Here is a 22259-nt window from a genome sequence, read left to right on the forward strand (position 1 = left end):
TGGGTAGGGACATCGCGCGGCAGCGCGACTTCGGTGCCTCAAGCGATCACTTTGTCGGCCTATTTCGGCCCGCATGTGGTCGAGGACGATTTTCAAATGCAAGGAGGACTGCTCAATTCAAGGATGCCGTACCCATCCGCGATCCGCCCGGCATTCGGGTCAGCAGCGGTATCGCGGTGCACAGGGCGATCGCGACGGTGACGACGGTGAAGCCGATGAGGGCCGTGGTGAGTGAGACCGCCAAGGTCGCGACACTGATGCCGACCACCGGCAAGGTAAGTCCGATGTAGCCGATCAGGAAGATGCCGGCGAGTACATCACCGCGATGACTGGCGTCGGCCAGCGAAGCGGCCACCGCCAGGGCTGCCTTGAACAACGGGCCACCACCGGCGCCGGTCAGGATGCCACCGGCGCCGAGATGCCCAGCGAGGAAGAGGCTGATCACCACACCGGCCGCGTACGCCGCGAATGCGAATGTGATCGCGAGCGTCGAGAAGCCATCGCGTTCCTGGTACAGCGACCAGGGCGGCGTCGGCACGGTGCTGTATGCCATGACGACCAGGAACATGACTGCGGCGATCCAGAACCCGACACCGTGGGTGACACTCCGGCCCTTCGGGGTTGTCTGAGCAGTTGCCACGTACACAACCGTCCCGCCAACAGCAATCGCTTGCCACGATATAATCCGATTGCTTCGATCGGAGATGGAGATAAATGATGGACAGGCGACATCTGGAGGTTTTCGTTGCCGTGGCGCTGGCGGGAACTTTCACCCGCGCCGCCGTCGACTTGCATCTGGTGCAGTCCGCAGTCTCCGCGACGGTCGCCGCACTCGAGTCCGACCTGAACGAGCGGTTGTTCGACCGGTCGACCCGGCGAGTGCGCCTGACGGCCGCGGGCCACGCCCTGCTGCCGAAGGCGATGGCAATCCTGGACGCCTTCCGAGATGCCCGTGAGACCGTGGACGCGGTAGGCGGCGGCCTCTCCGGAACGCTTCGCATCGGTTACATGACCAACGTGACCCTGTTCGACGTCCCACGCCTGCTCGGTCGGTTCCACGCCGACCACCTCGGTGTCACCATGCACCTGGCGCCGGCCCCGACCGGCACCGCAGGGCTGGCCGAGGGCCTTCGCGCCGGCGACCTCGACCTGGCCTTCCTCAGCGCCAAACCGGAGGACTATCCCGACCTGAGCGTCGCCATGCTGGCCAGCTCGCCCATGGGGCTGGTCGTTCCGGCAGGTCACCCGCTCGCAGACCGAACCCGGATGCGGCTGGCCGACACCGTCTCGGAACGCTTCGTCGACTACCGCACGGGGTTCGGGACCCGAACCCTGGTCGACGGCGAGTTCCGGCGCCGCGGCCTATGGCGGAACATCCAGATCGAAACTTCGGACGTCAACGATGCCACGGCTCTGGTCCGCAACGGGCTGGGCGTGGGTTTCCTGCCCCGATACTCGGTCGAGGGTGACAGCGGCCTGCACTGGATAGACATCGAGGACGCCGCGCTCGAGGCCGTCGTCAGCGTCGCAACCTACCGCGGCCGCAAGCCGAGCGCGGCCGCGTCTCGTCTGGCCGCCCTCGCTACGGTTTCCTAGGGCTGCCCTGCCGAAGTTCGTGGCGGGGTTCTCCCCTTCATGAGGCGCTGGAGCCCACTCGGTCGGTGGATTCCGGAGTCGGGATGTTCGGCATCCCATTCTTGGCGTGTTTGAGCGATGGCATCGCGGTGTTCGGCCGACCAGTACGTAAGGGCTTTGACAAGATGTGTGAGGCTGTGGCCCATCGTCGTGAGCCCGTACTCGACCTGCTGTCCGGGTACGGCTTGGAGTGCAGAGCTGCGTACGGGTAGAAGGGCTCTGGCGCTGATCTTGCGACGGGTTCCTCCACGCCCTACATTGCGGCCTTGTCAGGTTGGTCATGCAGTCGCTGGGCGGTATTCCATGCCTTCGGGACCGGGCAGCAGGGTAGCGGCGTATTGCTTATCGGTGGTGATGTCGGTGTCTTCGTCGATCTCGAAGCCAATGAGGGCGCGCTGGAAGGGCACGTCGGCGTGCACGGCGACGGCCACGTCGGCGAGCCATCGGTCGAGCGGTGCCCGCCAGGTCAGTGACTCAACACCGCTACGTTGATCGAAGGGATATCCGCCGGTCCTGCGGTCGAGTCGGGCCAGCGCACCGAGCGGTAGGTAAAGCTCGATGCTGTCGGTGCCCTCGTACCGGTATGAGTAGCCGCCACAGACCACCCGGCTACCGGACGGCAGGGCCAACGTCCCGCGCAGATGCCCATCCACCTCGAACGCGGCCGCACCAGGCTCGACGTCGACCAGTCCGGGCCCTATGCGGCACTCGCGGACACCGGCGGCCCGCCACAGAGACCGGATGGCTCGGTCGAACCTGGCGTCGTCGGTTGGGCCGAGGACCAGCATCAGTTCGTAGAACCCACCTGCCCAGTTTTCGGCGTCGTTCATGTCGTCCGCGGTTGCCATCGCACCAAGATTCACGATTCGGCAACCCCTGTCATCCGGGTTCCCCAGCGCTCCCAGCAGCGGCGCCCGCATCGGCGGCGAACCGATGGTCTCGGCTGAGGCGTCTTCGGTGGTGAAGGCCAGTTTGATACAGCGGTGATGAGCGGCGACCGTCTTGTCGACGGCTTCCCCGACGTTGTGCCACAAGTGCCAGCGGTCGACCACCTGCCGGGCCTGCGGAGCGGCTGTCCGCGCGGCCTCGGCGTAGGCCCTCGCGCGGTCGCGGCAGATGATCTCAACCTCGGGGTGCTGGGCGAGCCAGGCGGCCACCGGCTGCGCGTCCCGTCCGGCAGCACGTCGACTGGTCGGGGGGTCTCCAGGTCGGCCAGGATCGTCGCGTACACGTGTCGGCGGCGCAGCGCGAAGTCGTCGACACCGAGAACCCGCACTGTGGTCGAGGGATTTTCTGGCAGGGACCGGATCAAGCGCAGCACGGTGTCCTTCGCTGCTGGGTGGCCGAGTCGTCTGGCGAGTCTGACCGCCGGCCGAGCCGCGAGCGCCGTCGCGATGGTCGTCAACGATTCCCGGAGCATGGCGGTGTGCCGGGCGTACGGTCGGGGCGGGGGTGTCTACCTGTTCGGCGAACGTCACCACAGCGCATGCTGCCGATCCGCACTTGAACCGTCGGACCAGCAACTCGATGACCACTGGCGTGCCCTGCTGATGACCGCGCTCGGCTTCTCAGACGAGATGCGCGCCGCCGCCCGTACAGGGGCCAGCACAAACACAGGCAGGCTCCCTCTGTGTCATCCACGAGGGAGCGGGGCTGGTCAAGTCGGGGGAGTTTGTGCCTTTCGCCCTGCGGCCGTGCCTCCCTGCGGGCAGGCGGGAGTGCCGGGCGTAGCTGCGGTTCGCTGGTGGGGGATCTCTGGTTGTGGGTTGGTCGTCGTCGCCAGAATCCGGGTGATGTCGGAGGGCAGGCCGAGGGCTCGGCTGCCGGTCAACGCACCCTGTTCCGCGAGGACTGTTTCGCGGAATGACGCCACCACGGGCCGAAGATCGACCCGGTGCCAGGCCGCCCACAGATGCACGGACCCCCCGTGCCAGGGAAGTTCACGCACGACGATGCCCTCGGCGGTGCCACGTACCATGCTCCGCTGGATGAGCGCGAGGCCGAGACCGGAGGCGACCAGGCCCAGCGCGGTGAGCGGATCGGACGCGTTGAGGCGGATGTCCGGCGTGAAGCCGGAGGCCACGCACGACGCGACGAACGTGTCACGCCAGGCCGGGTCCTGTGAGTCGCCCACCGCGATCCACGGCTGCCCGTTCAAGTCATTGGGCGTCAACTCCTCCTGCTCTGCAAGGAGATGACTCGCAGGCAGCGCGAGCAGCAGCGGATCCTGAAGCAAAGGGGACGCCTTCAGATCCGGGTCGTCCTCGGGCGGCGGTGTGCGGACCAGTGCGATGTCCAGACTGCGCTGACGCAGGCCTTCGAACTGCTCGGCAGACTCCTGGTCGTACAGCGCAACATGAATCCCGGGGCGTTCCTCACGTAGGGCGCGAAGGGCAGTGGGCAGGACGCCCGTGTGCATGGCGCTGGCCACGTAGCCGATGCACAGGCCGCCCTCCTCGCCGCGGCCGAGCCGCCGGCCGAGGTTCTCCAATCTGTCCGCGTGGCGCAGCAGAGCGCGGGCCTCGGTCAGGAAGACGCGGCCGTCGGAGGTCAGCCGGATGCGCTGCTGGCTGCGCTCGAAGAGGGTGAGGCCCAGGTTCTTCTCGAGCTGGGCGATCTGCCGGCTGAGCGGCGACTGGGAGATGTGCAGCCGGTCAGCGGCGCGCCCGACGTGTTCGGCCTCGGCGACGGCCACGAAGTACCGGAGTTGTCGGAGGTCAAGCATGTGGGACCCCGAAGGACTCAAGTGAGTCCAAGTAAGTCTTGGACAGTCTCATGCATGGATCCTAGCCTTGAACCCGCAAGGCCGATCAATCGTACAGTAGCTCCTATATCGGTCTAAATCGACATCAAGAGGACTATTCCATGACCATCACCTCTCTCCTTCCTGGTGCGCTCGGATTCGGCACCGCGCCGCTCGGCAACATGTTCCGCGCCATCCCCGACGAAGAGGCAGTGGCCACCGTCGAAGCCGCATGGGACCAGGGCATTCGCTACTTCGACACCGCACCCTTCTACGGCGCGGGTCTCTCCGAGATCCGGCTCGGCGACGTACTGTCACAGCACCCGCGCGACGAATTCGTCCTCAGCACCAAGGTCGGCCGCGTCGTCCTCGACGAAATCGAAGACACTGCCACCCGCGACCTCGGCGAGAAGGGCGGCCTCTTTGAGTACGGCCGTCCGAACAAGATGGTCAACGACTACACCGCCGAGGCCACCCTGCGCTCCATCGAGGACAGCCTCAAGCGCCTCAGGACCGACCGCCTCGACATCGTGTGGGTGCACGACGTCGCGCAGGACTTCTACGGAGACGACTGGCTGGCCGCCTACGAGACGGCCCGCACGGGCGCCTTCCGCGTCCTGCAGAAGCTGCGCGACGAGGGCGTCATCAAGGCATGGGGTCTGGGCGTCAACCGCGTAGAGCCCCTGGAACTCACCCTCGATCTCAACGAGCCGAAGCCCGACGCCTTCCTTCTCGCCGGCCGCTACACGCTCCTCGACCACGGCCGGGCCCTGCAGCGCCTGCTGCCGGCCGCCTCGGCCCAGGAGGTGGACATCGTCGTCGGTGGCCCTTACAGCTCGGGAATCCTCGCCGGAGGCACGCACTTCGAGTACCAGAAGGCGCCCGCAGCCATCATCGACAAGGTGGAGCGGATCAAGGCACTTGCCGAGCGACACGGGGTCGGCGTCAAGGCCGCCGCACTGCAGTTCTCCCTCGCCCACCCGGCCACGGTCGCCGCAATCCCCGGCGCCACGAGGCCCAGCCGCATCGCGGAAGACGTGGCCGCCCTCGGCGAGACGGTGCCGGCCGCCTTCTGGACGGCCCTGCGCGAGGAGAAGCTGATCGCCGACTCCGCGCCCGTACCTGCCGCCTAACCCTTCATCCCCTAACTCAGTTCTTCAGGAGAATCCCGTGGCCACAACCACCGAGTCCATTGACATTCCCGTCTCGCCCGACCGCACCTGGCAGCTCATCGGCGGCTTCGACTCGCTTCCCGACTGGCTGCCCTACATCCCCACCAGCGAACTCAGCGAGGGCGGACGCGTCCGCACCCTCGAGAACGAGGACGGCGGCGTCATTGTCGAGCGTCTCGAAGCCTTCGACAACACGGCACGCACCTACAGCTATTCCATCCTCCGGGCCCCCTTTCCCGTCACCGGCTACCTCTCCACCCTTACCGTGCACACCATGCCCGGACAGGACACGGCCCGCGTGCAGTGGTCAGGCACCTTCACGCCGCATTGCGTAAGCGACGAAGAGGCCATCGCCCTGTTCCACGGCATCTACAGGGATGGCCTGGCCGCACTGCACCAGACACTCACCGTGGATGCCGCCTGACCGTTCAGGAGCGGGCATCGACGCAGACAAGAAGATCGTCGGATGTAACGCGGCATCGAGGGGTGTGCCGAGCGGTGAGGGCTGTCGCGACTTCTGGCCTAATGCTGGTCGAGAGGGTGGATCGCTCGCCGCCCTACCGAACAGGTCGTCGACGCTCCATGTTGGTAATTTTTGATGTCCCCGAATGCGAGCCAAGATCATCTCTTCGGGCAAATTCCGGACAGACGTCCCGCGATCGGGCGGCACCAGACATCATGGGGGATCACCCAACAGTAGGGTTGACCTGCGAAAATCGATATAAAGCAATCAGATTTTGACTCCCTCGTTGGGCTCATAACCCAGAGGTCGCAGGTTCAAATCCTGTCCCCGCTACAAATGAAAGTGCAGGTCAGAGCCCGTCCCCGATTTTCAGGGGGGCGGGCTCTTGATCTTCATTCCGGGCACAGTCCGGGCGCGGGGCGACACGGGATAGTAGGGCGTAGATCTATTTCGCGGTTGCTCATCGAGCTACAGTCCCCCTCTCGATGTCCCGGACAGTTCGACGCACTGTTCGCGGCGCCCTGGCAATCAAGAGCATCGATCGAAAGGTGTCGACGATTCGATCCCAGCTCCGGTCATGCGAGCGGCACGGATGGCATGAGAGAACTACTCCACATGAATCTTGCCGGACCACCGACTTTCTCGCCTGGCTGAACCACGCGAGACGGAACCTAGTCCGACGGCGTGTCTCGGTGTCTCCGCCTCAAGCGGAGGAGACGTTCGGCGAACGGGGGACGGTGGCTGGTGGTTGGTGCTTGTGGAAGCGCGCTTAACATGAGGCAGCCCTCGTATCGCCGTCCGTCGTCAGGTCTCATCGCTGCGAGCGCGGTGCCGATACCGGCGATGTTGTCCACGTACTACCTGGCCTCTCGATCGTGTGCCGCCGCACGGTGATGGTGCGTGTCGGTCGATCCGGATTCGGTGGTGCCCTCGTAGTCGAAGCGGCCAAGGGCGATCGTGCCTTCGACTGCGTATGCGCCGATGACCCGCCTGCTGAAGCCACCGGCGACCATAATCAGCGCGACAACGCCGAGCAGGGCGCCGATCAGCACCGTGCTGTGCACGCCGTGGCTTGGTAGTGCGAGGCCCGCGACCAGGGCCCCGCCGGTGATGCCGACGTTGACAGCGGCGGAGACGGTGGCGGCGGCGAGGTCGGAGCGTCCGGGCGCCACCTGCAGCACGAGGCCACCGAGGGTCGCGGTGAACGCCGCGAACGCCAGTCCGGCCAGGGCGAGCAGGCCGACGGCCGCCGTCGGCCGGTGGCCGAGCGTGTACAGCCCGAGCAGTGCGACCGACTGCAGCGCGATGGTCGCGATCAGGACGAGCCACGGGCTACGGTCCACCACCGCTCCGACGGCGAGGATTCCGAGCACGCTGGCGACGCCACGCGCCAGCAGGATGGCCCCGACCGACGAGGCGGAGAACCCGCTGACCTCGGTGACGAAGAGGGCAACATAGGTGTAGGCGACGATGGCACCGGCGGTCGTCAGGACGGCCACCGCGACCAGTAGCCAGAAGCGGTAGATGTCGGGTGCCGCGCCCCGGGCAGCATGTCCCTGGTTGGGCGGCGTCGAGGGCAGCAGTGAGGCCACCGCGACGAGCGTGATCGCGCCGAGCCCGGCGACCGCCAGGAACGACACCCGCCAGCCGGCGCGTTCGCCCAGCCAGGTGCCCGCAGGCACCCCCAGGACCAGAGCGACGTTGCCGCCGGCGAACACGATCGCGACCACCCGTCCGCGTAGCCCGGGTCGGAACAGCTCGGCCGCAGCCGGCACCACTACCGCCCAGAACAACGCATGGGTCGCCGCGGTTGCCATCCTGGCCGTCAGCAGCAGCGTGAACGTGCTCGCGAACACCGTGGTCGCGGTGCTGACGACGAAGCCGGCCAGGAGCGCCGACAGTAGTAGCCGGCGAGGGACTCTCCTGGCCAGCGCCGTCAGCGGGATCGAGGCGACGACGACCACCGCGCCGTACGCGGTGACGAGCATGCCCACTTGCGACGGCGATACGGCCAGGTCCGTGGCCATCGGGAGCAGCAGCCCGATCGGCAGCGCCTCGGCGGTGGTGTAGAGGAACGTCCCGCCGGACAAGCCGATCAGCGCTCCCACTGCCCGCCTGTGCCCCATCCGACCCTCCCATCGTTACCAGCTAAACCAGGTATGCCAGCAACAGGCTAGTGGTGCCCCCAATACGGGTCAACTGGTAAAGTCGGTTTTGATGGAAACAGTCGAGGACGTCACGCGGATGCACCTGGTGGGCGGCAACCTCGCCCTGGACTTCATCAACACCCGTACGGGTCCACCTGTCGGGCCCTCGGACGACGACGTGCTTACGGGCTATCCGGAGTTGGTCGCCTGGGGCGTGTACGCGGGCGCCCTCACCGACACGGAGGCGACAGTGTTGCGCCGGCTGTCTCGCGACGATCCTGACGGCGCTCACGCTGCCTTCGCGCGAGCGCTGCGCACCCGCGACTACCTCGACGAGGTATTCCGGCCACTGGCCGCCGGCCGAGATCCAAGCACGTCCGTACTGGCCCGGCTGCGGGACGACGAAGCAGACGCGCTCGGCCACGCACAACTTGAGCGTGGGAGCAGGTTCGTGTGGGCCTGGCGGGATGACCACACGCTTGCCCGGCCTCTACGGCCAGTGGTGCACGCAGCGGTCCAGTTGCTGGCCACGGGCACGCTGGACCGGATCAAGGGGTGCGGAGGCTGTCGTTTCATTTTCAACGACGAGAGCAAGAACCGCAGTCGCCGCTGGTGCAGCATGGATGACTGCGGAACCGCCGAGAAGATCCGCCGCTACGTCGCCGCGCGACGTACGCGTGCGCCTGGTGATCGGCCGCCGCCGGCTGTTTGATCATTAACGGGGGGCTGTATCCGGGCTCCGGTGACCACGTGTTCGTCGCCGGCACTCGCCATCGACCAACTGAAGCACGCGGAGACCGCGCCGTTGACGTTCGTGTCCGAAGGGGTCGAGGCTGCAATCGCGCAGGCCCGTGCGTTCGCCGGCCTTGACCGTGATGTCGACGTTGCAGGCGAGATCGGCGGGGTACCGTACTGCCCCGTGGTTCGTCTGCGCCGTGGTCGGCGCGGCCACAGCGGCCGGATTCTGGGCGCTGCTCACCGTCCCGCGCCGAGCCTCAGGCCATGCCGATGTGTTCCTGGAGAGCGAGTCGCCTCTCCTGGCCGGGGGAGAGAGCCGGGACGCCGAACCGTTCAGTCGCGCTGACCTTGCAGACGGCACCTCGAACGAATGGCTCGGGCGCATAAGGAAGACTGGCAGGCATGGCTGATCTGGGCGACCCGAAGGCTGCGCTGCACCACTACCTCCAGGCGACTCGGGACGACCTGATCTGGAAGCTCGACGGGCTGAGTGAACGCGAGGCCAGGCTGCCCCGCACCGCAACCGGTAACAACCTGTTGGGAGTCCTCAAGCACTGCCTCAATGTCGAAGCCGGCTACTTCGGGCCTACCTTCGGGCGCGAGTTCCCGACACCTGAGGAGCTGGTCCCCATGCAGGCGTACGAGGAGGACCCGCAGGCAGACTGGTACGCCCAGGAGGACGAGACAAAAGACGGGCTGATCGATCTGTATCGCCGTGTCGGGGTGTTCGCGGATCAGACGATCGAACAGCTACCGCTCGACGCGCCGGGGCAGGTGTCGTGGTGGCGGCCAGGTAGACAGGTCGTGACGCTGCAAAGGATCATCATCCACGTCACCTGCGACCTCGCCCGTCACGCCGGCCACGCCGACATCATGCGCGAGCAGCGCGACGGGACGATCGGCTTGCGGCGGGAGAACACCAACGTCCCCCACGGCTACGACTGGCCGGCGTACGTCACCAAGCTGACAAAGCTCGCTGACCGGTTCGGATAGCCCGCCCGATCCCCAGAGGTACAGGCCATCGGCTCGATTCGTGCGCTGAGCGCAACGATCTCCACCGTCACATGCGGTGCCCGTGTGCCATCAGGAAGACCACGCGTGCGGGATCGACGCGAAGACGTACGCCGTCGCCCTCGACGACTGGCCACTTGAGACACCCGGTTGGAAAGACGGGAGCTGTACGTCGTTCTGGTTTGCGGAACGCGTGGCGGACAACGGGACGACAACGCCCTAATGGAGAACTTCTGGTCCCCCTTCGCCTACATCCACCGCTGCTAGCGCCAGTTTGCGGCCGAAACCGGAGGAACACCCGGTGACGAACCAGACCCGCCCTGCATGTTGTTCTGCCTCGCCTTGCTCCCGTTACCTGTCGTCGTGAACAGGGAAAATGCTGCCGGCGGACGGTTGGTTACGGCCAACACCGGGTTACCTGGTGCGGCGGTAATCTCGGACTATGACCCCTGATCTTCGGCAGCTCAGATACTTCGTCGCCGTCGCTGAGGAGTTGAGCTTCACCCGTGCCGCCACGCGACTGATAATCACGCAGCAGTCGCTGTCGCAGCAGATCAACGCACTGGAACGGATCCTCGGTACGAAACTGTTCGCCCGGGACAGCCGGGGTACCAGACTGACCGAGACCGGGGCGTTGTTCCTGCCCGAGGCCCGCGCGGTGCTGGCCCGGGCCGACGAGGCCGTGGCCGTGGTTCAGCGGGCCGCGCGCGGCGAGATCGGCCAGCTGCGCCTGGCGTTCCTGGCCACCACCGCGAACCACCTGCTCCCACCGGTGGTCCGGGCCGCCCGGGAAAATCTTCCCGGTCTGGAGCTCAGCACCGAGGAGACCGCCATCGGGCCGCTGGTCGAGGGCCTGTTCGACGGCCGGTATGACCTCGCGTTCACCCGCCCGCCGCAGGTGCCGGGCCTTGCCGCCCGGACCATCGCCACCGAACAGGTGTGCGTCGTCGTTCCCGAGGGACACCCGCTCGCCAACCGCACCGAACTGACCCTGTCCGAACTTGCCGGCGAACGTTGGGTGATGACCCCGCGCAGCTCCTGGGAACCCTGGCACCATTCGTTCGACGAGAACTTCCGTGCCGCCGGATTCACCCCCGACATCGTCGCCCGGGACGCCAGCGTGCAAGGACTGCTCGGCCTCGTCGCGGCCGGCGTCGGGATCACCCGACTGGGCTGGTCGGCACACAACCTTCGTCGTACCGGCGTGGTGTTCGTACCGCTCGCCAAGGAGACCATGCCAACCGAGATGGTCTGGCTGCCGGACAACACCTCACCCGGACTACGGCGGATGGTGGACGTGGTGACCGACCTGGCCGGCACAACGGACCTCACCACCACCGGCTGACCATCAACCGGCCTGCCGGCCCACACCGCCGCTGGCCCCGTTCCCGGCCGACTGGCCCTGGCGGGTCATCGGTGGACCAGCGTGGGCAGCCGAAATCGCGCCACCGGGTCATCCGAACCCGGGGGCCGACCGCGTTGTGGGCATGGCGAGGCAGTCGGCGTTCCCACGGCCGGACGTGCACGCACGTCCGGCCGTGCAGCGCGAGAACTCAGCCGGAGTCCAAGACCCCGGCAGTAAGAATCAAGCCGGCCAGGCTCAGCCACACGCACAGCGGGTCAGGACGCCGCGGTCGATCGGCTCAGCTCTTCCCAAGCGGTCAGGTCGGCCAGGCGCGATTCGAGTTCGGCGCGGAGCCCGTCGACCGCGTCACCACCCAGCGCGAGTCGGAGGGGCGGATTGTCGCTGTCAACCGCGGTGACAATGGCAGCTGCGGCCTTGGCGGGGTCGCCTTCCTCGGAGCCTTGCATCGCGTTGACGTAGGTGCGGAAAGCCCCGGCGGTCCCACTGTAGGCGTCGATGACCGATGACTCGGTCTTGTTGCTGTTGATCTGGGTGCGGAAAGCTCCCGGTTCCACCATCAGGACTCGCACCCCAAGTGGGGCGACTTCTCCCGCCAGCGTCTGGGACAGGCCTTCCAGGGCGAACTTTCCGGCATGGTAGGCCCCGAAGGCATGGAAGCTTGTCTGCCCACCCATCGAGCTCATCTGCACGATCGTTCCGCTACCCCGCTCGCGCATGCTTGGCAGTACAGCCTTGGTGGTTTCGGCGGCGCCGAAGAACAGGACCTCCATCTGCTCGCGCAGCTGTTGCATGGTGATTTCCTCGACGGCGCCCATCATGAGGAATCCGGCGTTGTTGACCAGGATGTCGATCCGGCCGAATAGTTCGAGCGTCGCCTTCACCGCGACCTGAATGGAGCTGGGATCGGTGACGTCCAGAGCGTGGGTGCTCACCTGCCCGTTGCCGAGATCGACGAGGTCTTGAAGAGTTTCGGGACGGCGGGCTGTCGCCATCACTCGGTCACCTGCGGCCACTGCGGCGCGCACAATCTCGCGGCCGAAACCGCTTGAGCATCCGGTAATAAGCCACACGCGGTCCTGGGCTTGGTCTGTCATGTCTTTGCTTCCTGATCGGTGACGGTTTTCTGTAACGGCTTACGAGAACCATCCTGACCACAGGCGCGCGGAGCGGTCCAACACTCGTTTCCTGGAGCAGTGACAGGTTGCTCCTGTGACGTCCCCTGAGCTGCGGCAAACTGAGCTTTCTCGCCTGGCGCACGAAATAGGTTTCACGCTGGCGACCACCCTGACGATCTTCGAGGTGCCGCCTGTTCCCGAGGCCCGCTTGGCACATGATCGCGTCGGGCGGCCTGAGCAGGTCGTCGCAACCATGGGACAAGCCGTACGGCGAGGCCGGCCAACCTGCGTCCCCATGGTGATCGGCGCCCACGTCACCCCGACGCCGCCTCGTACGAGCCCTCAACTTCAGGGCAATGGGCAGCGAGAACAGGCTTAGACTGTGGTTGCCACAGGAAGAAGGTGTTGGACGCGGCAGCCTCCTTCGGGAATCATTTGTCTTGTCGGCCGACGGGCGGTTCAGGATGCCAAGGAGCGAGGCATGACGACCGAAACTCCGGCTCGTGCCCCGTTGATCAAATTGGTAGCGGACACCGGGCCGGGTGGCCCCGCCGGGGCGGCAGCATTGCCCAAACGCACCGTGCGGGCAGGGCCCGGCGTTCACCCGCCGCCAACAACGCCGAGGTGGCGAGTCAAGTCAGTTCGGCCACCGACAAACTCTTGAATATCCGCAAAGGAACAATAATGCCTTCGGAAGCCTCTCTTCAGCAGTTCGCCGACCGCTATGCCCTGCGCGATCTGGTCGATGCCTATGCCCATTGTGCAGACGTGAATGATTTCAGGGGCCAGGCGGCGCTGTACGCCGAGAATGGTCGGGTCGCCGTCTACACCGGCGACCCCGACACGAATGAACCAGTCCAGGTACTGACCGGCCGGGACGAAATCGAATCCGGTATTACGGCGACTTTACAGGACTTCGAGCAAACCTTTCACTTCAACGGTCAGAGCACGGTGTTGACGCTGAGCGGTAACCAGGCGACGGGCGAAAGCTACTGCATTGCCCACATGGTGGCCAACGTGGCCGGTGAGCGAACCCTGACGGCGATGACCATTCGCTACCGTGACACGTTCGCACGTGTCGACGGAAGGTGGCTGTTCGCCGAACGGCTGCTCATCATCGGCTACACCGACCGGCGCCCACTGGTTGCCTGAACCATCTTGGCGCACTTCGGATAGCAGTTGAAGGAACCTTCTCGAACATCAACAACGGGTGGGCTGCCGTCCTGTATGAACATCAGGTTGGCGCTCGTCGTGGCGGATCTAGTTCTCGGGACAGGCGGCGAAGGAATCATCTCCCAGCGGCCTCCAATCAGAGCCGACACCGCAAGCCGCCAGCGGCACTGGCAGCCCACGCGCGCCCGACATCAGAGGTAGATAGGAAGCTGGTACCGCCATGGTTCGCAATGATTCAGTGGAACTCGTGCATAATTTCTGGTCTGAAGTTTGGCAGCCGCCGCACAACTTGGATGCCATCGACCGGCTTGTCGTGGAGGATTTCGTCCTTACGTCAGGCGGCGAAGAGATTGTCTCCCGTGCGGCGTTCAAGCGTTGGGTCGCTGGTTTTCTGTCGCAGGTCACGGATCTACACCTCAACCCGGTGGAGAGTTTCCAGAACGCGGATGGTAGCCGCGTGGTGTCACGATGGGTTGCTGTTGGAAAAAATGCGGGCATCATGGGTACTGCTCCCAACCAGGAACCTATCCGTTTGACCGGCATTGCGGTGTGGGCGGTCCGGGCAGACGGGATGCTTCTGCACAACTGGGTGGAGCGGAGTTCCTGGGAGCTCTACCGACGGCTCACTGACGGCTCCCACTGACACGAACGGGCTGTCGTCGGCTCGGGCAGCACCTCGCCGTGGCCTGCGAGCACGCCTTGAGAGGCTCGTGCCGCCTGGTTCCCGACCAGTACGGCGTGTCCTCACCGACCACGACCGCGTTCCAGATGCGGGTCGGGCCGTTCAGGGCATCGCGCCCCCTCATGAACCGAGGTCAGAACGTGGCGATCGGGTTGACCAGGCTGCCGGACGTACCGGCGAAGCGGATCGGCGCGACTGCGAGCTGGAAGTCCCACTGGCCGAGCTCGGCAGCGGTTGTCGCGCACATCTCCAGGTCGCAGTTGTCGAGCAGCCACAGACCCATCGCGACGAGACTCACGGCGTGAACCGGCATCAACACGTCTTCGTACCCCGAGGGCTGAACGTCCTGGGGAGTGTCAGCGCCGATCAGCGCGACGTCGCGTTCATGTAGCCATGGCAGGCAGGACGCGTGCCAGCCGGCCTGCGTGAAACCGCTGGCCTCACCGGCCTCGTGCCGGACGCGGCCATAGCCGGTCCGCAGGAGTACCGCATCGCCGGGTCGCACCCGTACACCCTGGCGACGCTCGGCCTCTTCGAGATCGTCGGGGAACACACCCTGTCCCGGTTCCAACCACGGCACATCGCGGACCCTCGCGATGTCCAGCAGGACGCCACGCGTGACGATGCCGTTCGCCGCCGCTGTGACGGCCGCCCACGCCGATCCCGTTGCGGCGTCGACCAACGAGTGCGGCCGCCCGTTGTACATCGTGCCGTCCCAGAAGATGTGGCACGGCGAGTCGACGTGGGTGAGGGTGTTGCCGTGGAACGTGATGCCGAGCCGCTCGGACGAAAAGCCCCAGCGCCGGTCGTTGCGGAATGCGGGCACCGGTATGTTCTCGGCACCCGGCATGTCGGCGGCGCACGGGCACGTCGTCGTCGACCGCTCCATGTCCTCCGGTACGGCGACCTCCCATGCGCAGGACACGCTCCTGCCGTGGCGCACGGCCCGCGCCGCCGCCAGTCGGACGTCGTCGGTGATGTGGTTCAGAGTGCCGAGCTCGTCTTCCTCGCCCCACCGTCCCCAGTTCGACAGCATGTTGAAGTATCCGAGCACGTCGTCCTGTGTCGGCATCGGTCGCCCTGCCGTCATCCCAGCATCGACTCCTCCGGTCAGGCGGTTCGGGACACCGCAGGTAGGGTATCCCGCCGCTGGATCGAAGGCCGCAGTGACTGGTCGATCAGACGGCTCGTCCGCACCGCCGGCCGCTACCGCGTCATCGAAACTGCCGCACCTCCTCGGGTGTCTCGGTCGAGGGCTACGGCCGCAAGGCCGAGGTCACCACCCTTGCCGCCTCCGCGATCAACGCGTCGTCGTACGTGGCGTCCTGCTTGTCGCGGGTGGACAGGATCGCGAGCACGATCGGTTCCCGATCGGGTGGCCACACCACCGCGATGTCGTTGCGGGTGCCGTACCCGCCGGAGCCGGTCTTGTCGCCCACCACCCAGCCGGCCGGGACGCCGGCCCGGATCAGTTTGTCGCCGGTCGTGTTGCTCCGCAGCCATCCGGTCAACACGGCGCGGTCCTCGGCATCGAGCGCCTCCCCGAGGACGTACGCCCTGAGGTCCCCGACGAGGGCCCGTGGCGTGCTCGTGTCACGCGTATCGCCCGGCGTTGCCTCGTTGAGACTGGTCTCGGTCCGCTCGGGGTCGGTGGTCCGGTCGCCGAGACCGCGCAGTGCCCGCTCGAGGCCGTCCGGTCCGCCGAGTCGCTTCAACAGCATGTTCCCGGCCGTGTTGTCGCTGTACCGGACTGCGGCGTCGGCCAGTTCGCGCAGGCTCATACCGGTCTCCACCCGCTTCTCGGTCACCGGTGAGTAGGTCACCAGGTCGGCGGCGGTGAAGCGGACGACCTGGTCGAGTTCTGCCGTTGACGTCTCGGCCAGCACCGCCCCGGCCGCCAGCGCCTTGAAGGTCGAGGCGTAGGCGAACCGCTCGTTGGCGCGGTGCTCGACCGTACGGCCGGAGCCGGTGTCGAGGGCGTAGACGCCGAGCCGGGCACCGAATTTCGCCTCCAGGTGTCCGAACTCGGGACCGGTCGTCGGTCCGGACGCGGACGTCGGGCTCGGGGCCGTGGTCGGTGCCGACGGAGCCGGGGTAGGCGCCCCGGTGGTCGAGCAGCCGGCCAGCGGGACGAGCGCAAGCGTGGCCGAGAGTACGATCGCGGCCCCACGGGGCGAGGGGAGCAGAGAGCGGACCAGCATCGTCGACTTTCCTTTCCTGTTCCGATCCGGCCGACATGAGGGCCGTCGGCCGATCCGTTGGAAACGGGCCCACCAAGCCAAGAGGCGGAGCCCGTCGACTACATCATGGGTACGGAGGACGCCCAACACGAGGCAGTTCCGTCCGTGGATCGTCAGTCCGGCACCGGAAGGCCGTGCCGGTGCGCCATGGCCGCAGCCTCGGTCCGGCTGGACGCGTGCAGTTTGGCCGGGATGTTGGAGACGTGGTTGCTGGTCGTCTTCTGCGAAGTGTGGAGCTCATTGGCGATGCGGCGGTTGCTGTGAGCGTGATGCCGGCCAAGTTCGTCACGCCGAACTGATCCGGGTTCAACGCGGGTCTCGGCGGCGCAGCCCCATCGATGCCGACAGGTGGGCCGGGCCGAATCCGCGCTGAGGATCGTCGATGTTGCCGGGGCGGATCCAGGTGTGTTGGAATGACTCACATCGCCGCAGCGCGGGGGCAACCGTGCTGGGAACGGCCAGCGCGGGAGCATCGCAGTGCCGGCAGCGCGCCGCTTCGGCAGGCGCTCGCGTGCCGCATCGCCGGGCCATCTCTACGACGACGGGCGTCTTGCCGGGCAGGCATCCCCGCCCGACGTACGTATCCCTGGCACGTGTCTCCGCGACGGCCGACGCGCTCGACGTCTGACACGCCGGGGCGTCCGATGCGGTCTGCCAGTGCACCAGAACCGGCGACGAGGTGAGAAGCAATCATGATTTCCTGGGAGAGTTTCGCGGGGTGGTACCGAAACCGCCTGGTGTGGGTGGCGGTGATCCTGCTGGTGGTGTCGGTCGGTGTGGTCGTACTGGTCAACCGGGCCGGCCCGGAGGCGGAGCCGGCGGATCTGCAAGGGCAGATTGTGGCGCGGATGCGTACGACGCTCGAACAGGCGGACCCGGGGCAGCACAACCACGCCGGACACGGTGTCCAGCAGGCGACCACCGAGGAGAAGCCGGCGGTGATCTGCGGGGTCCGGGTTTACGGCCACGAGCCGGCCGAGGTGACCGTGCTCGCCGACGTGCAGAAGGTCTACGGCTTCCACCTCTGCGGGGTCGCCGAGCAGAAGCGCCCCTGGGACGTGGCGGTCAAGCTGGCCGGCCCGGTGATCATGGATATGTCCACCAGGCCTCCGGGTATCCAGGTGGTCGAGTCGACCGCCGACGTGATGTTCGTCGACCGGCTGCGGGAGATGTTCCCGGACAAGTACGCAGAGCTGGCACTCAAGGAGGCGCTGGCCGACTCGGAGGTGGCCGACCTGCGCCGCCGGTACGACGCCGCAGCCGGGCTTTGACCGTGCTGGGCGGCCGGGCGGAGCGGTGGTACCCGTACCCGCCCGGTTGCTCGGACCGAGCCTGCGAACCAGAGGCTGGACAGCTAGAAGACCAGCTCGCCGTGAAGCTGTCGGCAGTCCCGGTTGTCCGGCGTGGACAGCTTTGGGAGCTGGGCTCGACGACGAGTCAGGTCGGCTCGATCCAGATCCGGTCATAAATAGATCAACGTTGATATTTGAGTTCATGAATGTAATAGTTGTTTGGGAGCGTTCCCATTGTGATCTCTGGTACCGAAGAACGGAGGATGAACAGTGCGTTCAAACAAGTCCGATCAATCCGGCGGACGATCCCGGTCAGCCGTCCGTCAGTCCCTCCGAGGGCTCGTCCTGCTGTTCGCCATGGTGGTCGGTATGGTGCCCTGGACCGGCGCAGCCCAGGCCCACGGCACCATCATCAACCCGGCAAGTCGCGCCTACCAATGCTGGAAGACCTGGGGCAACCAACACACGAACCCGGCCATGCAGCAACAAGACCCCATGTGCTGGCGGGCGTTCCAGGCCAACCCCGACACCATGTGGAACTGGATGAGCGCGCTGCGGGACGGCCTTGGCGGCCAGTACCAGGCCCGTACCCCGGACGGACAGCTGTGCAGCAACGCCCTCTCCAGGAACGACACCCTGAACCAGCCCGGAGCCTGGAAGACGACCACCGTCGGCAGCAGCTTCACGGTTCAGATGTACGACCAGGCCAGCCACGGTGCTGACTACTTCCGGGTCTACGTCACCAAGCAGGGGTTCAATCCGACCACCCAGCGTGTCGGGTGGGGCAACCTCGACTTGATCACGACGACCGGGCGCTACGCGCCAGCGCAGAACATCTCGTTCAACGTCTCGGTGTCTGGGCGCAGCGGAAACCACGTCCTCTTCGTGATCTGGAAGGCGTCGCACATGGACCAGGCCTACATGTGGTGCAGCGACATCAACATCGCCTGATCCAGGACCGACAGCGCGGCAATACTCCGGCCCAGGGCATTGACGTCCTGGGCCGGATTGTCTTCTGCTAACGCACTACCGCGAGTGCGCGCTCGTCGCCCTTGCCGGCGGTGCTCTCACGGGAGCAGTTCGGCGTCGTGGATGAGCAGCGCGACCTGGACGCGGTTGTTGAGTTCCAACTTGGCCAGCAGCCGAGAGACGTGGCCCTTGACCGTGGGCACGCTCACGCCCAGCGCGGTGCCGATCTCCGCGTTCGACGCCCCGTGCCCGAGCGCGACGGCCACCTCGTGCTCGCGGTCGGTGAGCGTGGCCAGGCGCCTGCGGGCCTGGGCCCGCCGTGGGCCCGCCGCCGGGTCGGCGATGTGGTCGATGAGCTGACGGATCACCGTCGGAGACAGGCTGGCCGCACCTGCCGCGACGGTGCGGACGGCCTCGATGATGTCCTGCGGCGGGGTGTCCTTGAGCAGGAAGCCGCTGGCCCCACCGCGCAGCGCCTCGAGGACGTACTCGTCGGCGTTGAAGGTGGTCAGCACGATCACCTGCGGCGGCGATGGCCGGCACCGGATGCGTTGCGTGGCAATCAGACCGTCGACCCGGGGCATCCGGATGTCCATGAGGATCACGTCCGGCCAGTGGGCGTCCACGAGCAACACCGCCTGGGCGCCGTCCCCGCCCTCCGCGACCACCTCGATGTCCGGGGAGCCGCCCAGCAGGATCCGCAGCCCGGCCCGTACCAGTGGGTCGTCATCGACGATCGCCAGCCGGATCGGCCGGTCCCGCCTCAGCTCGGCCACGGTAGCCATGCCCGGAGCCGGAACGTGTCGCGGTCGACGCCGTACTCGACCCGGCCGCCCGCCAGCGCGACCCGTTCACCGAGGCCGACGAGTCCCATCCCCGCACCCGGTATCACCGGCGCCCCGGACGTGCCGGTGCACGGGTTGGTGATCGTGATCCGGAACTCCTCGCCGGGGGTGCCGGCGAGCAGCACCTCCACCGCCGCGCCCGGCGCGTGCTTCCGGGCATTGGTGAGGCCCTCCTGCACGAACCGGTACGCCGTCCGGCCGAGGACCACGGACGGGGCGGTTGGCGGCACCCGGCAGGTGTAGTCGACAGTCATCCCCGTCGTGCGGGCGCTCTCGACCAGGTCGGGTAGGTCGGTGAGGCCCGGCTGCGGCGGCTCCGGCCGTCCGGCCGCGCCCTCCCGGAGCACACCGACGACGGTTCGCAGCTCCTGCAGCGCCTCGTGCGCGCTGGCCCGGATCGCCCCGGCGGCGAGGGCCACCTCCTCCGGCCTCGCGTCAATCCGGACCTCCAGGGCGCCGGCATGCAGGCTGACCAGCGACATACGGTGGGCGAGCACGTCGTGCATCTCACGGGCGATCCGCGCGCGCTCGGTCAGCCGCGCCTGTTCGACGCGCAGGTGCTGTTCGGCCTCGACCCGGGTCGCGTGGTCGCGCAGTGACCGGGCCAGCCTCCGGTACGCCTGCACGAACAGCCCCCACCCTGCGGCGGCGGCGCTGATCACCAGACGCATGACGACGTCGAGCCAGAGCGGGTACGGCGGATGGTCCTGCAACAGGAAGTAGACGACACCGGTGAGGACGTTCACGGCGCCGAGCAGGAGCACCACCGGCGCCCGGCAGCGGATCGCGACGGTGAACAGCGCGACGGTGATCGCGCCGGTCGCCATGACGGACACCGCGCCGAACGGCAGGAGCACCAGAGCGAGCCGGAGCGGCCAGCGTCGGCGTACCGCCAGGGCGAACGCGCACAGCGTGCCGATTCCGACGTCAACCGGCCAGGGCAGCGCCGCCCCGGGCGCGGTCGCGTCTCCCAGCGGCACCATCAGCGCGCCGTAGCCGCAGGCCAGCCCGATGGCGATGCCGTCGGCGAGCCGGTTGCGCCGCGCCGACCGGCTGCTGCCCGTGGGCTCGGGCACGAGCAGGGCGAAGAGCAGGGCCGACATGTGCGCAGCCTACGAGGTCCGGGTGCCGGGCGGGACCTACCAAAGTCGTGGTCGCGAACGGATCGGGTGAAGGGTGCCGGACCCGACCGTCAGCCGATGTGCGGCGGAAGCCGACGGGCCATTCTCGGCCCCATGACAAGCAGAGAAATGTGGCGGATGGCCGCGGTGGTGGCCGCCGCGACAGCCTGGGGAGTCGTGGCGGCCCGGTGGACACCGCGCGGGCCGCTCACCAACGCGCAGGCGCTGTGGTCGATCGGGATCAGCGTCGCCGTGGGTCTGGGCGCCGGCTGGTGGAGCCGTTCGCGGTGGGCGATGCTCGCGGCCCCGGCGGCCTTCGTGGTGGCACTGGAACTGACCCGGATCGGGGTACGCGGACCGTCCGTGGACGCACCGCACCTGAGCCCGTTCGGGATGGTCGCCCTGCTCGCCGGTCGGGGTGTGCACGGTGTGCTGTCGGTCCTGCCGCTCGGACTCGGCGCCGCCTACGGTGCGGGTCTCACCCGCCGGGGCCACCGGGGCAGCAGGATCCGGCGGGCCGGTACGGCCGTGCTGACCACCGTCCTGGTCGCGGTCACGGTGGCCGTCTCCGTTCCGGCCCGGACGGCGCCGTTCCCGGGTCCGGGCGGCGTCGCCGAGCTGGCCCTCGTCGACGTCGGCCCGTACCGGCTCGGCATGATGATCCGCGGTGCCGACGTCGGGGCGCCGGTGTTGCTGTTCATCCCCGGCGCACCGGGCGGCACCGAGATCGGTTCGACGCGTCAGCAGCTCGCCGCGCTGGAACAGCGCTTTGTGGTGGTCACCCTGGACCGGCGCGGCGGTGGCTCGTCCTATCCGGCGCTGGAACCCACGGACACGGTCACCCTGGGCGGGGCGGTCGCCGACACCGTGGCCGTCACCGACTACCTACGGGACCGGTTCCACCAGGACAAGATCTACCTGCTGGGACACTCGGGCGGATCGATCATCAGCGTGCTCGCGGTACAACGCCATCCGGGGAAGTACCACGCCTATATCGGCACCGGTCAGGCGGTCGACCTCGCGGCCAGCGACCGGTTGTTCTACCAGGACATCCTTGCCTGGGCGGGTGCGACGGGCCACGACAGCCTCGCCCGGCGGCTCACCGACCAGGGCGCCCCGCCGTACGCGGACGTTTACCTCTACGAGCCGATCATGACGTACGCACCCCGCGTGTACGACTACGACCACGGCCCGAACGCGAAGGGCGCCACCGGGTTCGGTCTCGACGTCCCCGAGTACACGCTGCTTCAAAAGATCCACATGATGAACGGGGTCCTCGACACCTGGAGCGCCCTGTACCCCGACCTGCAGCACGTCGACCTGCGCCGCGACGCACCGCTTCTGGAGGTACCGGTGTACTTCGTGCAGGGCGGGCACGAAATGCGTGGTCTGGCGACGGTCTTCGACCAGTGGTACGAGCGGCTGCGGGCGCCGCGAAAACACCTGGACGTCTTCGAGACAGCCGGGCACCGGGCCATGTTCGAACAGCCGGACCGCTTTGTCGCGGTGATGGACCGGGTACTGACCGGACGGTGACGCGCGGACCT

General features: G+C 67.2%; 21 protein-coding genes and 1 tRNA gene. 12 read left to right on the forward strand and 10 right to left on the reverse strand.

The genetic code is table 11. The features are described from left to right. Positions 1–112 precede the first annotated feature (112 nt). Positions 113–568, reverse strand: a complete 456-nt coding sequence (locus tag BDK92_RS31135; protein ID WP_121159953.1) for a hypothetical protein — start codon at positions 566–568, stop codon at positions 113–115. Positions 569–717: 149 nt separating this feature from the next. Between BDK92_RS31135 and BDK92_RS31140 the strand changes: the two genes are divergently transcribed. Further along, entirely contained in the window at positions 718–1596 is an 879-nt protein-coding gene (locus tag BDK92_RS31140) for a LysR family transcriptional regulator (RefSeq protein ID WP_170208748.1), read from the forward strand. 317 nt (positions 1597–1913) lie between these two features. Here BDK92_RS31140 and BDK92_RS41330 read toward each other — a convergent pair whose 3' ends face one another. Next, a complete protein-coding gene (locus tag BDK92_RS41330) occupies positions 1914–3170 on the reverse strand; it encodes a transposase (RefSeq protein ID WP_121159955.1) in 1257 nt (418 codons plus the stop codon). 122 nt (positions 3171–3292) lie between these two features. After that, positions 3293–4360, reverse strand: a complete 1068-nt coding sequence (locus BDK92_RS31155; protein ID WP_121159956.1) for a LysR substrate-binding domain-containing protein — start codon at positions 4358–4360, stop codon at positions 3293–3295. Between the two features lie 140 nt (positions 4361–4500). Here BDK92_RS31155 and BDK92_RS31160 point away from each other — a divergent pair, with 140 nt between their 5' ends. The 3 genes from BDK92_RS31160 (at position 4501) to BDK92_RS39260 (ending at position 6346) form a co-directional block, all read left to right on the forward strand. Continuing rightward, positions 4501–5511: an aldo/keto reductase gene (locus BDK92_RS31160; RefSeq protein WP_121159957.1), complete on the forward strand. Its 1011-nt coding sequence runs from the start codon at positions 4501–4503 to the stop codon at positions 5509–5511. A 37-nt stretch (positions 5512–5548) separates the two neighbouring features. Further along, positions 5549–5974, forward strand: coding sequence for an SRPBCC family protein (locus BDK92_RS31165; RefSeq protein ID WP_121159958.1), 426 nt, complete (start codon positions 5549–5551; stop codon positions 5972–5974). Positions 5975–6245: 271 nt separating this feature from the next. Continuing rightward, a tRNA-Met gene (locus BDK92_RS39260) sits at positions 6246–6346 on the forward strand. Positions 6347–6870: 524 nt separating this feature from the next. On the opposite strand, the gene BDK92_RS31170 is transcribed toward BDK92_RS39260, so the two are convergent. Beyond that, on the reverse strand, positions 6871–8139 hold the full coding sequence (locus BDK92_RS31170) for an MFS transporter (RefSeq protein ID WP_121159959.1): 1269 nt from the start codon (positions 8137–8139) through the stop codon (positions 6871–6873). Positions 8140–8230: 91 nt separating this feature from the next. On the opposite strand from BDK92_RS31170, the gene BDK92_RS31175 reads away from it, so the two are divergent. The 3 genes from BDK92_RS31175 (at position 8231) to BDK92_RS31185 (ending at position 11254) form a co-directional block, all read left to right on the forward strand. Further along, positions 8231–8872: a CGNR zinc finger domain-containing protein gene (locus BDK92_RS31175; protein WP_121159960.1), complete on the forward strand. Its 642-nt coding sequence runs from the start codon at positions 8231–8233 to the stop codon at positions 8870–8872. 428 nt (positions 8873–9300) lie between these two features. Further along, positions 9301–9891: a DinB family protein gene (locus BDK92_RS31180; RefSeq protein WP_121159961.1), complete on the forward strand. Its 591-nt coding sequence runs from the start codon at positions 9301–9303 to the stop codon at positions 9889–9891. Between the two features lie 460 nt (positions 9892–10351). Next, the gene (locus tag BDK92_RS31185) at positions 10352–11254 is read left to right on the forward strand and encodes a LysR substrate-binding domain-containing protein (RefSeq protein ID WP_121159962.1); all 903 of its coding nucleotides are present in this window, start codon (positions 10352–10354) and stop codon (positions 11252–11254) included. A 275-nt stretch (positions 11255–11529) separates the two neighbouring features. Here the strand turns inward: BDK92_RS31185 and BDK92_RS31190 are convergent, their stop codons facing one another. After that, complete coding sequence (locus BDK92_RS31190; protein ID WP_121159963.1) at positions 11530–12369, reverse strand: oxidoreductase; 840 nt, start codon at positions 12367–12369, stop codon at positions 11530–11532. Between the two features lie 705 nt (positions 12370–13074). Here BDK92_RS31190 and BDK92_RS31195 point away from each other — a divergent pair. Further along, positions 13075–13542 (forward strand): nuclear transport factor 2 family protein, encoded by a 468-nt coding sequence (locus tag BDK92_RS31195; protein ID WP_121159964.1) that lies wholly within the window; start codon positions 13075–13077, stop codon positions 13540–13542. A 241-nt stretch (positions 13543–13783) separates the two neighbouring features. Further along, positions 13784–14206 (forward strand): ester cyclase, encoded by a 423-nt coding sequence (locus BDK92_RS31200; RefSeq protein WP_121159965.1) that lies wholly within the window; start codon positions 13784–13786, stop codon positions 14204–14206. A 172-nt stretch (positions 14207–14378) separates the two neighbouring features. Here the strand turns inward: BDK92_RS31200 and BDK92_RS31205 are convergent, their stop codons facing one another. The 3 genes from BDK92_RS31205 to BDK92_RS41335 all read right to left on the reverse strand — a co-directional run bounded on the left by BDK92_RS31205 (position 14379) and on the right by BDK92_RS41335 (position 16958). Beyond that, complete coding sequence (locus tag BDK92_RS31205) at positions 14379–15335, reverse strand: cyclase family protein (RefSeq protein WP_246017344.1); 957 nt, start codon at positions 15333–15335, stop codon at positions 14379–14381. Between the two features lie 166 nt (positions 15336–15501). Next, complete coding sequence (gene bla / locus BDK92_RS31210; protein ID WP_121159967.1) at positions 15502–16446, reverse strand: class A beta-lactamase; 945 nt, start codon at positions 16444–16446, stop codon at positions 15502–15504. Positions 16447–16598: 152 nt separating this feature from the next. Continuing rightward, on the reverse strand, positions 16599–16958 hold the full coding sequence (locus BDK92_RS41335) for a response regulator transcription factor (RefSeq protein WP_121159968.1): 360 nt from the start codon (positions 16956–16958) through the stop codon (positions 16599–16601). Between the two features lie 219 nt (positions 16959–17177). Here BDK92_RS41335 and BDK92_RS31220 point away from each other — a divergent pair, with 219 nt between their 5' ends. Both BDK92_RS31220 and BDK92_RS31225 read left to right on the forward strand, forming a co-directional pair. After that, positions 17178–17756, forward strand: a complete 579-nt coding sequence (locus BDK92_RS31220; RefSeq protein ID WP_121159969.1) for a hypothetical protein — start codon at positions 17178–17180, stop codon at positions 17754–17756. Between the two features lie 390 nt (positions 17757–18146). Beyond that, positions 18147–18728, forward strand: a complete 582-nt coding sequence (locus BDK92_RS31225; protein WP_246017345.1) for a lytic polysaccharide monooxygenase auxiliary activity family 9 protein — start codon at positions 18147–18149, stop codon at positions 18726–18728. 116 nt (positions 18729–18844) lie between these two features. On the opposite strand, the gene BDK92_RS31230 is transcribed toward BDK92_RS31225, so the two are convergent. Both BDK92_RS31230 and BDK92_RS31235 read right to left on the reverse strand, forming a co-directional pair. Further along, entirely contained in the window at positions 18845–19531 is a 687-nt protein-coding gene (locus tag BDK92_RS31230; protein WP_121159970.1) for a response regulator, read from the reverse strand. After that, entirely contained in the window at positions 19510–20694 is a 1185-nt protein-coding gene (locus BDK92_RS31235) for a sensor histidine kinase (protein WP_246017346.1), read from the reverse strand. The genes BDK92_RS31230 and BDK92_RS31235 overlap by 22 nt, the downstream gene beginning before the upstream one ends. A 132-nt stretch (positions 20695–20826) precedes the next feature. On the opposite strand from BDK92_RS31235, the gene BDK92_RS31240 reads away from it, so the two are divergent. Beyond that, positions 20827–22248 (forward strand): alpha/beta fold hydrolase, encoded by a 1422-nt coding sequence (locus tag BDK92_RS31240; RefSeq protein ID WP_246017347.1) that lies wholly within the window; start codon positions 20827–20829, stop codon positions 22246–22248. Positions 22249–22259: the final 11 nt, after the last annotated feature.

This window comes from Micromonospora pisi (assembly GCF_003633685.1).
Lineage (GTDB): Bacteria > Actinomycetota > Actinomycetes > Mycobacteriales > Micromonosporaceae > Micromonospora_G > Micromonospora_G pisi.

Excerpts from the sequence above, each read along its gene's own strand:
- BDK92_RS31135 (WP_121159953.1), bottom strand. The coding sequence starts at position 568 with ATGTTCCTGGTCGTCATGGCATACAGCACCGTGCCGACGCCGCCCTGG.
- BDK92_RS31140 (WP_170208748.1), top strand. The coding sequence starts at position 718 with ATGGACAGGCGACATCTGGAGGTTTTCGTTGCCGTGGCGCTGGCGGGA.
- BDK92_RS31155 (WP_121159956.1), bottom strand. The coding sequence starts at position 4,360 with ATGCTTGACCTCCGACAACTCCGGTACTTCGTGGCCGTCGCCGAGGCC.
- BDK92_RS31160 (WP_121159957.1), top strand. The coding sequence starts at position 4,501 with ATGACCATCACCTCTCTCCTTCCTGGTGCGCTCGGATTCGGCACCGCG.
- BDK92_RS31170 (WP_121159959.1), bottom strand. The coding sequence starts at position 8,139 with ATGGGGCACAGGCGGGCAGTGGGAGCGCTGATCGGCTTGTCCGGCGGG.
- BDK92_RS31175 (WP_121159960.1), top strand. The coding sequence starts at position 8,231 with ATGGAAACAGTCGAGGACGTCACGCGGATGCACCTGGTGGGCGGCAAC.
- BDK92_RS31180 (WP_121159961.1), top strand. The coding sequence starts at position 9,301 with ATGGCTGATCTGGGCGACCCGAAGGCTGCGCTGCACCACTACCTCCAG.
- BDK92_RS31185 (WP_121159962.1), top strand. The coding sequence starts at position 10,352 with ATGACCCCTGATCTTCGGCAGCTCAGATACTTCGTCGCCGTCGCTGAG.
- BDK92_RS31190 (WP_121159963.1), bottom strand. The coding sequence starts at position 12,369 with ATGACAGACCAAGCCCAGGACCGCGTGTGGCTTATTACCGGATGCTCA.
- BDK92_RS31195 (WP_121159964.1), top strand. The coding sequence starts at position 13,075 with ATGCCTTCGGAAGCCTCTCTTCAGCAGTTCGCCGACCGCTATGCCCTG.
- BDK92_RS31200 (WP_121159965.1), top strand. The coding sequence starts at position 13,784 with ATGGTTCGCAATGATTCAGTGGAACTCGTGCATAATTTCTGGTCTGAA.
- BDK92_RS31205 (WP_246017344.1), bottom strand. The coding sequence starts at position 15,335 with ATGACGGCAGGGCGACCGATGCCGACACAGGACGACGTGCTCGGATAC.
- bla (WP_121159967.1), bottom strand. The coding sequence starts at position 16,446 with ATGCTGGTCCGCTCTCTGCTCCCCTCGCCCCGTGGGGCCGCGATCGTA.
- BDK92_RS41335 (WP_121159968.1), bottom strand. The coding sequence starts at position 16,958 with ATGCTCCCGCGCTGGCCGTTCCCAGCACGGTTGCCCCCGCGCTGCGGC.
- BDK92_RS31220 (WP_121159969.1), top strand. The coding sequence starts at position 17,178 with ATGATTTCCTGGGAGAGTTTCGCGGGGTGGTACCGAAACCGCCTGGTG.
- BDK92_RS31225 (WP_246017345.1), top strand. The coding sequence starts at position 18,147 with ATGGTGCCCTGGACCGGCGCAGCCCAGGCCCACGGCACCATCATCAAC.
- BDK92_RS31230 (WP_121159970.1), bottom strand. The coding sequence starts at position 19,531 with ATGGCTACCGTGGCCGAGCTGAGGCGGGACCGGCCGATCCGGCTGGCG.
- BDK92_RS31235 (WP_246017346.1), bottom strand. The coding sequence starts at position 20,694 with ATGTCGGCCCTGCTCTTCGCCCTGCTCGTGCCCGAGCCCACGGGCAGC.
- BDK92_RS31240 (WP_246017347.1), top strand. The coding sequence starts at position 20,827 with ATGACAAGCAGAGAAATGTGGCGGATGGCCGCGGTGGTGGCCGCCGCG.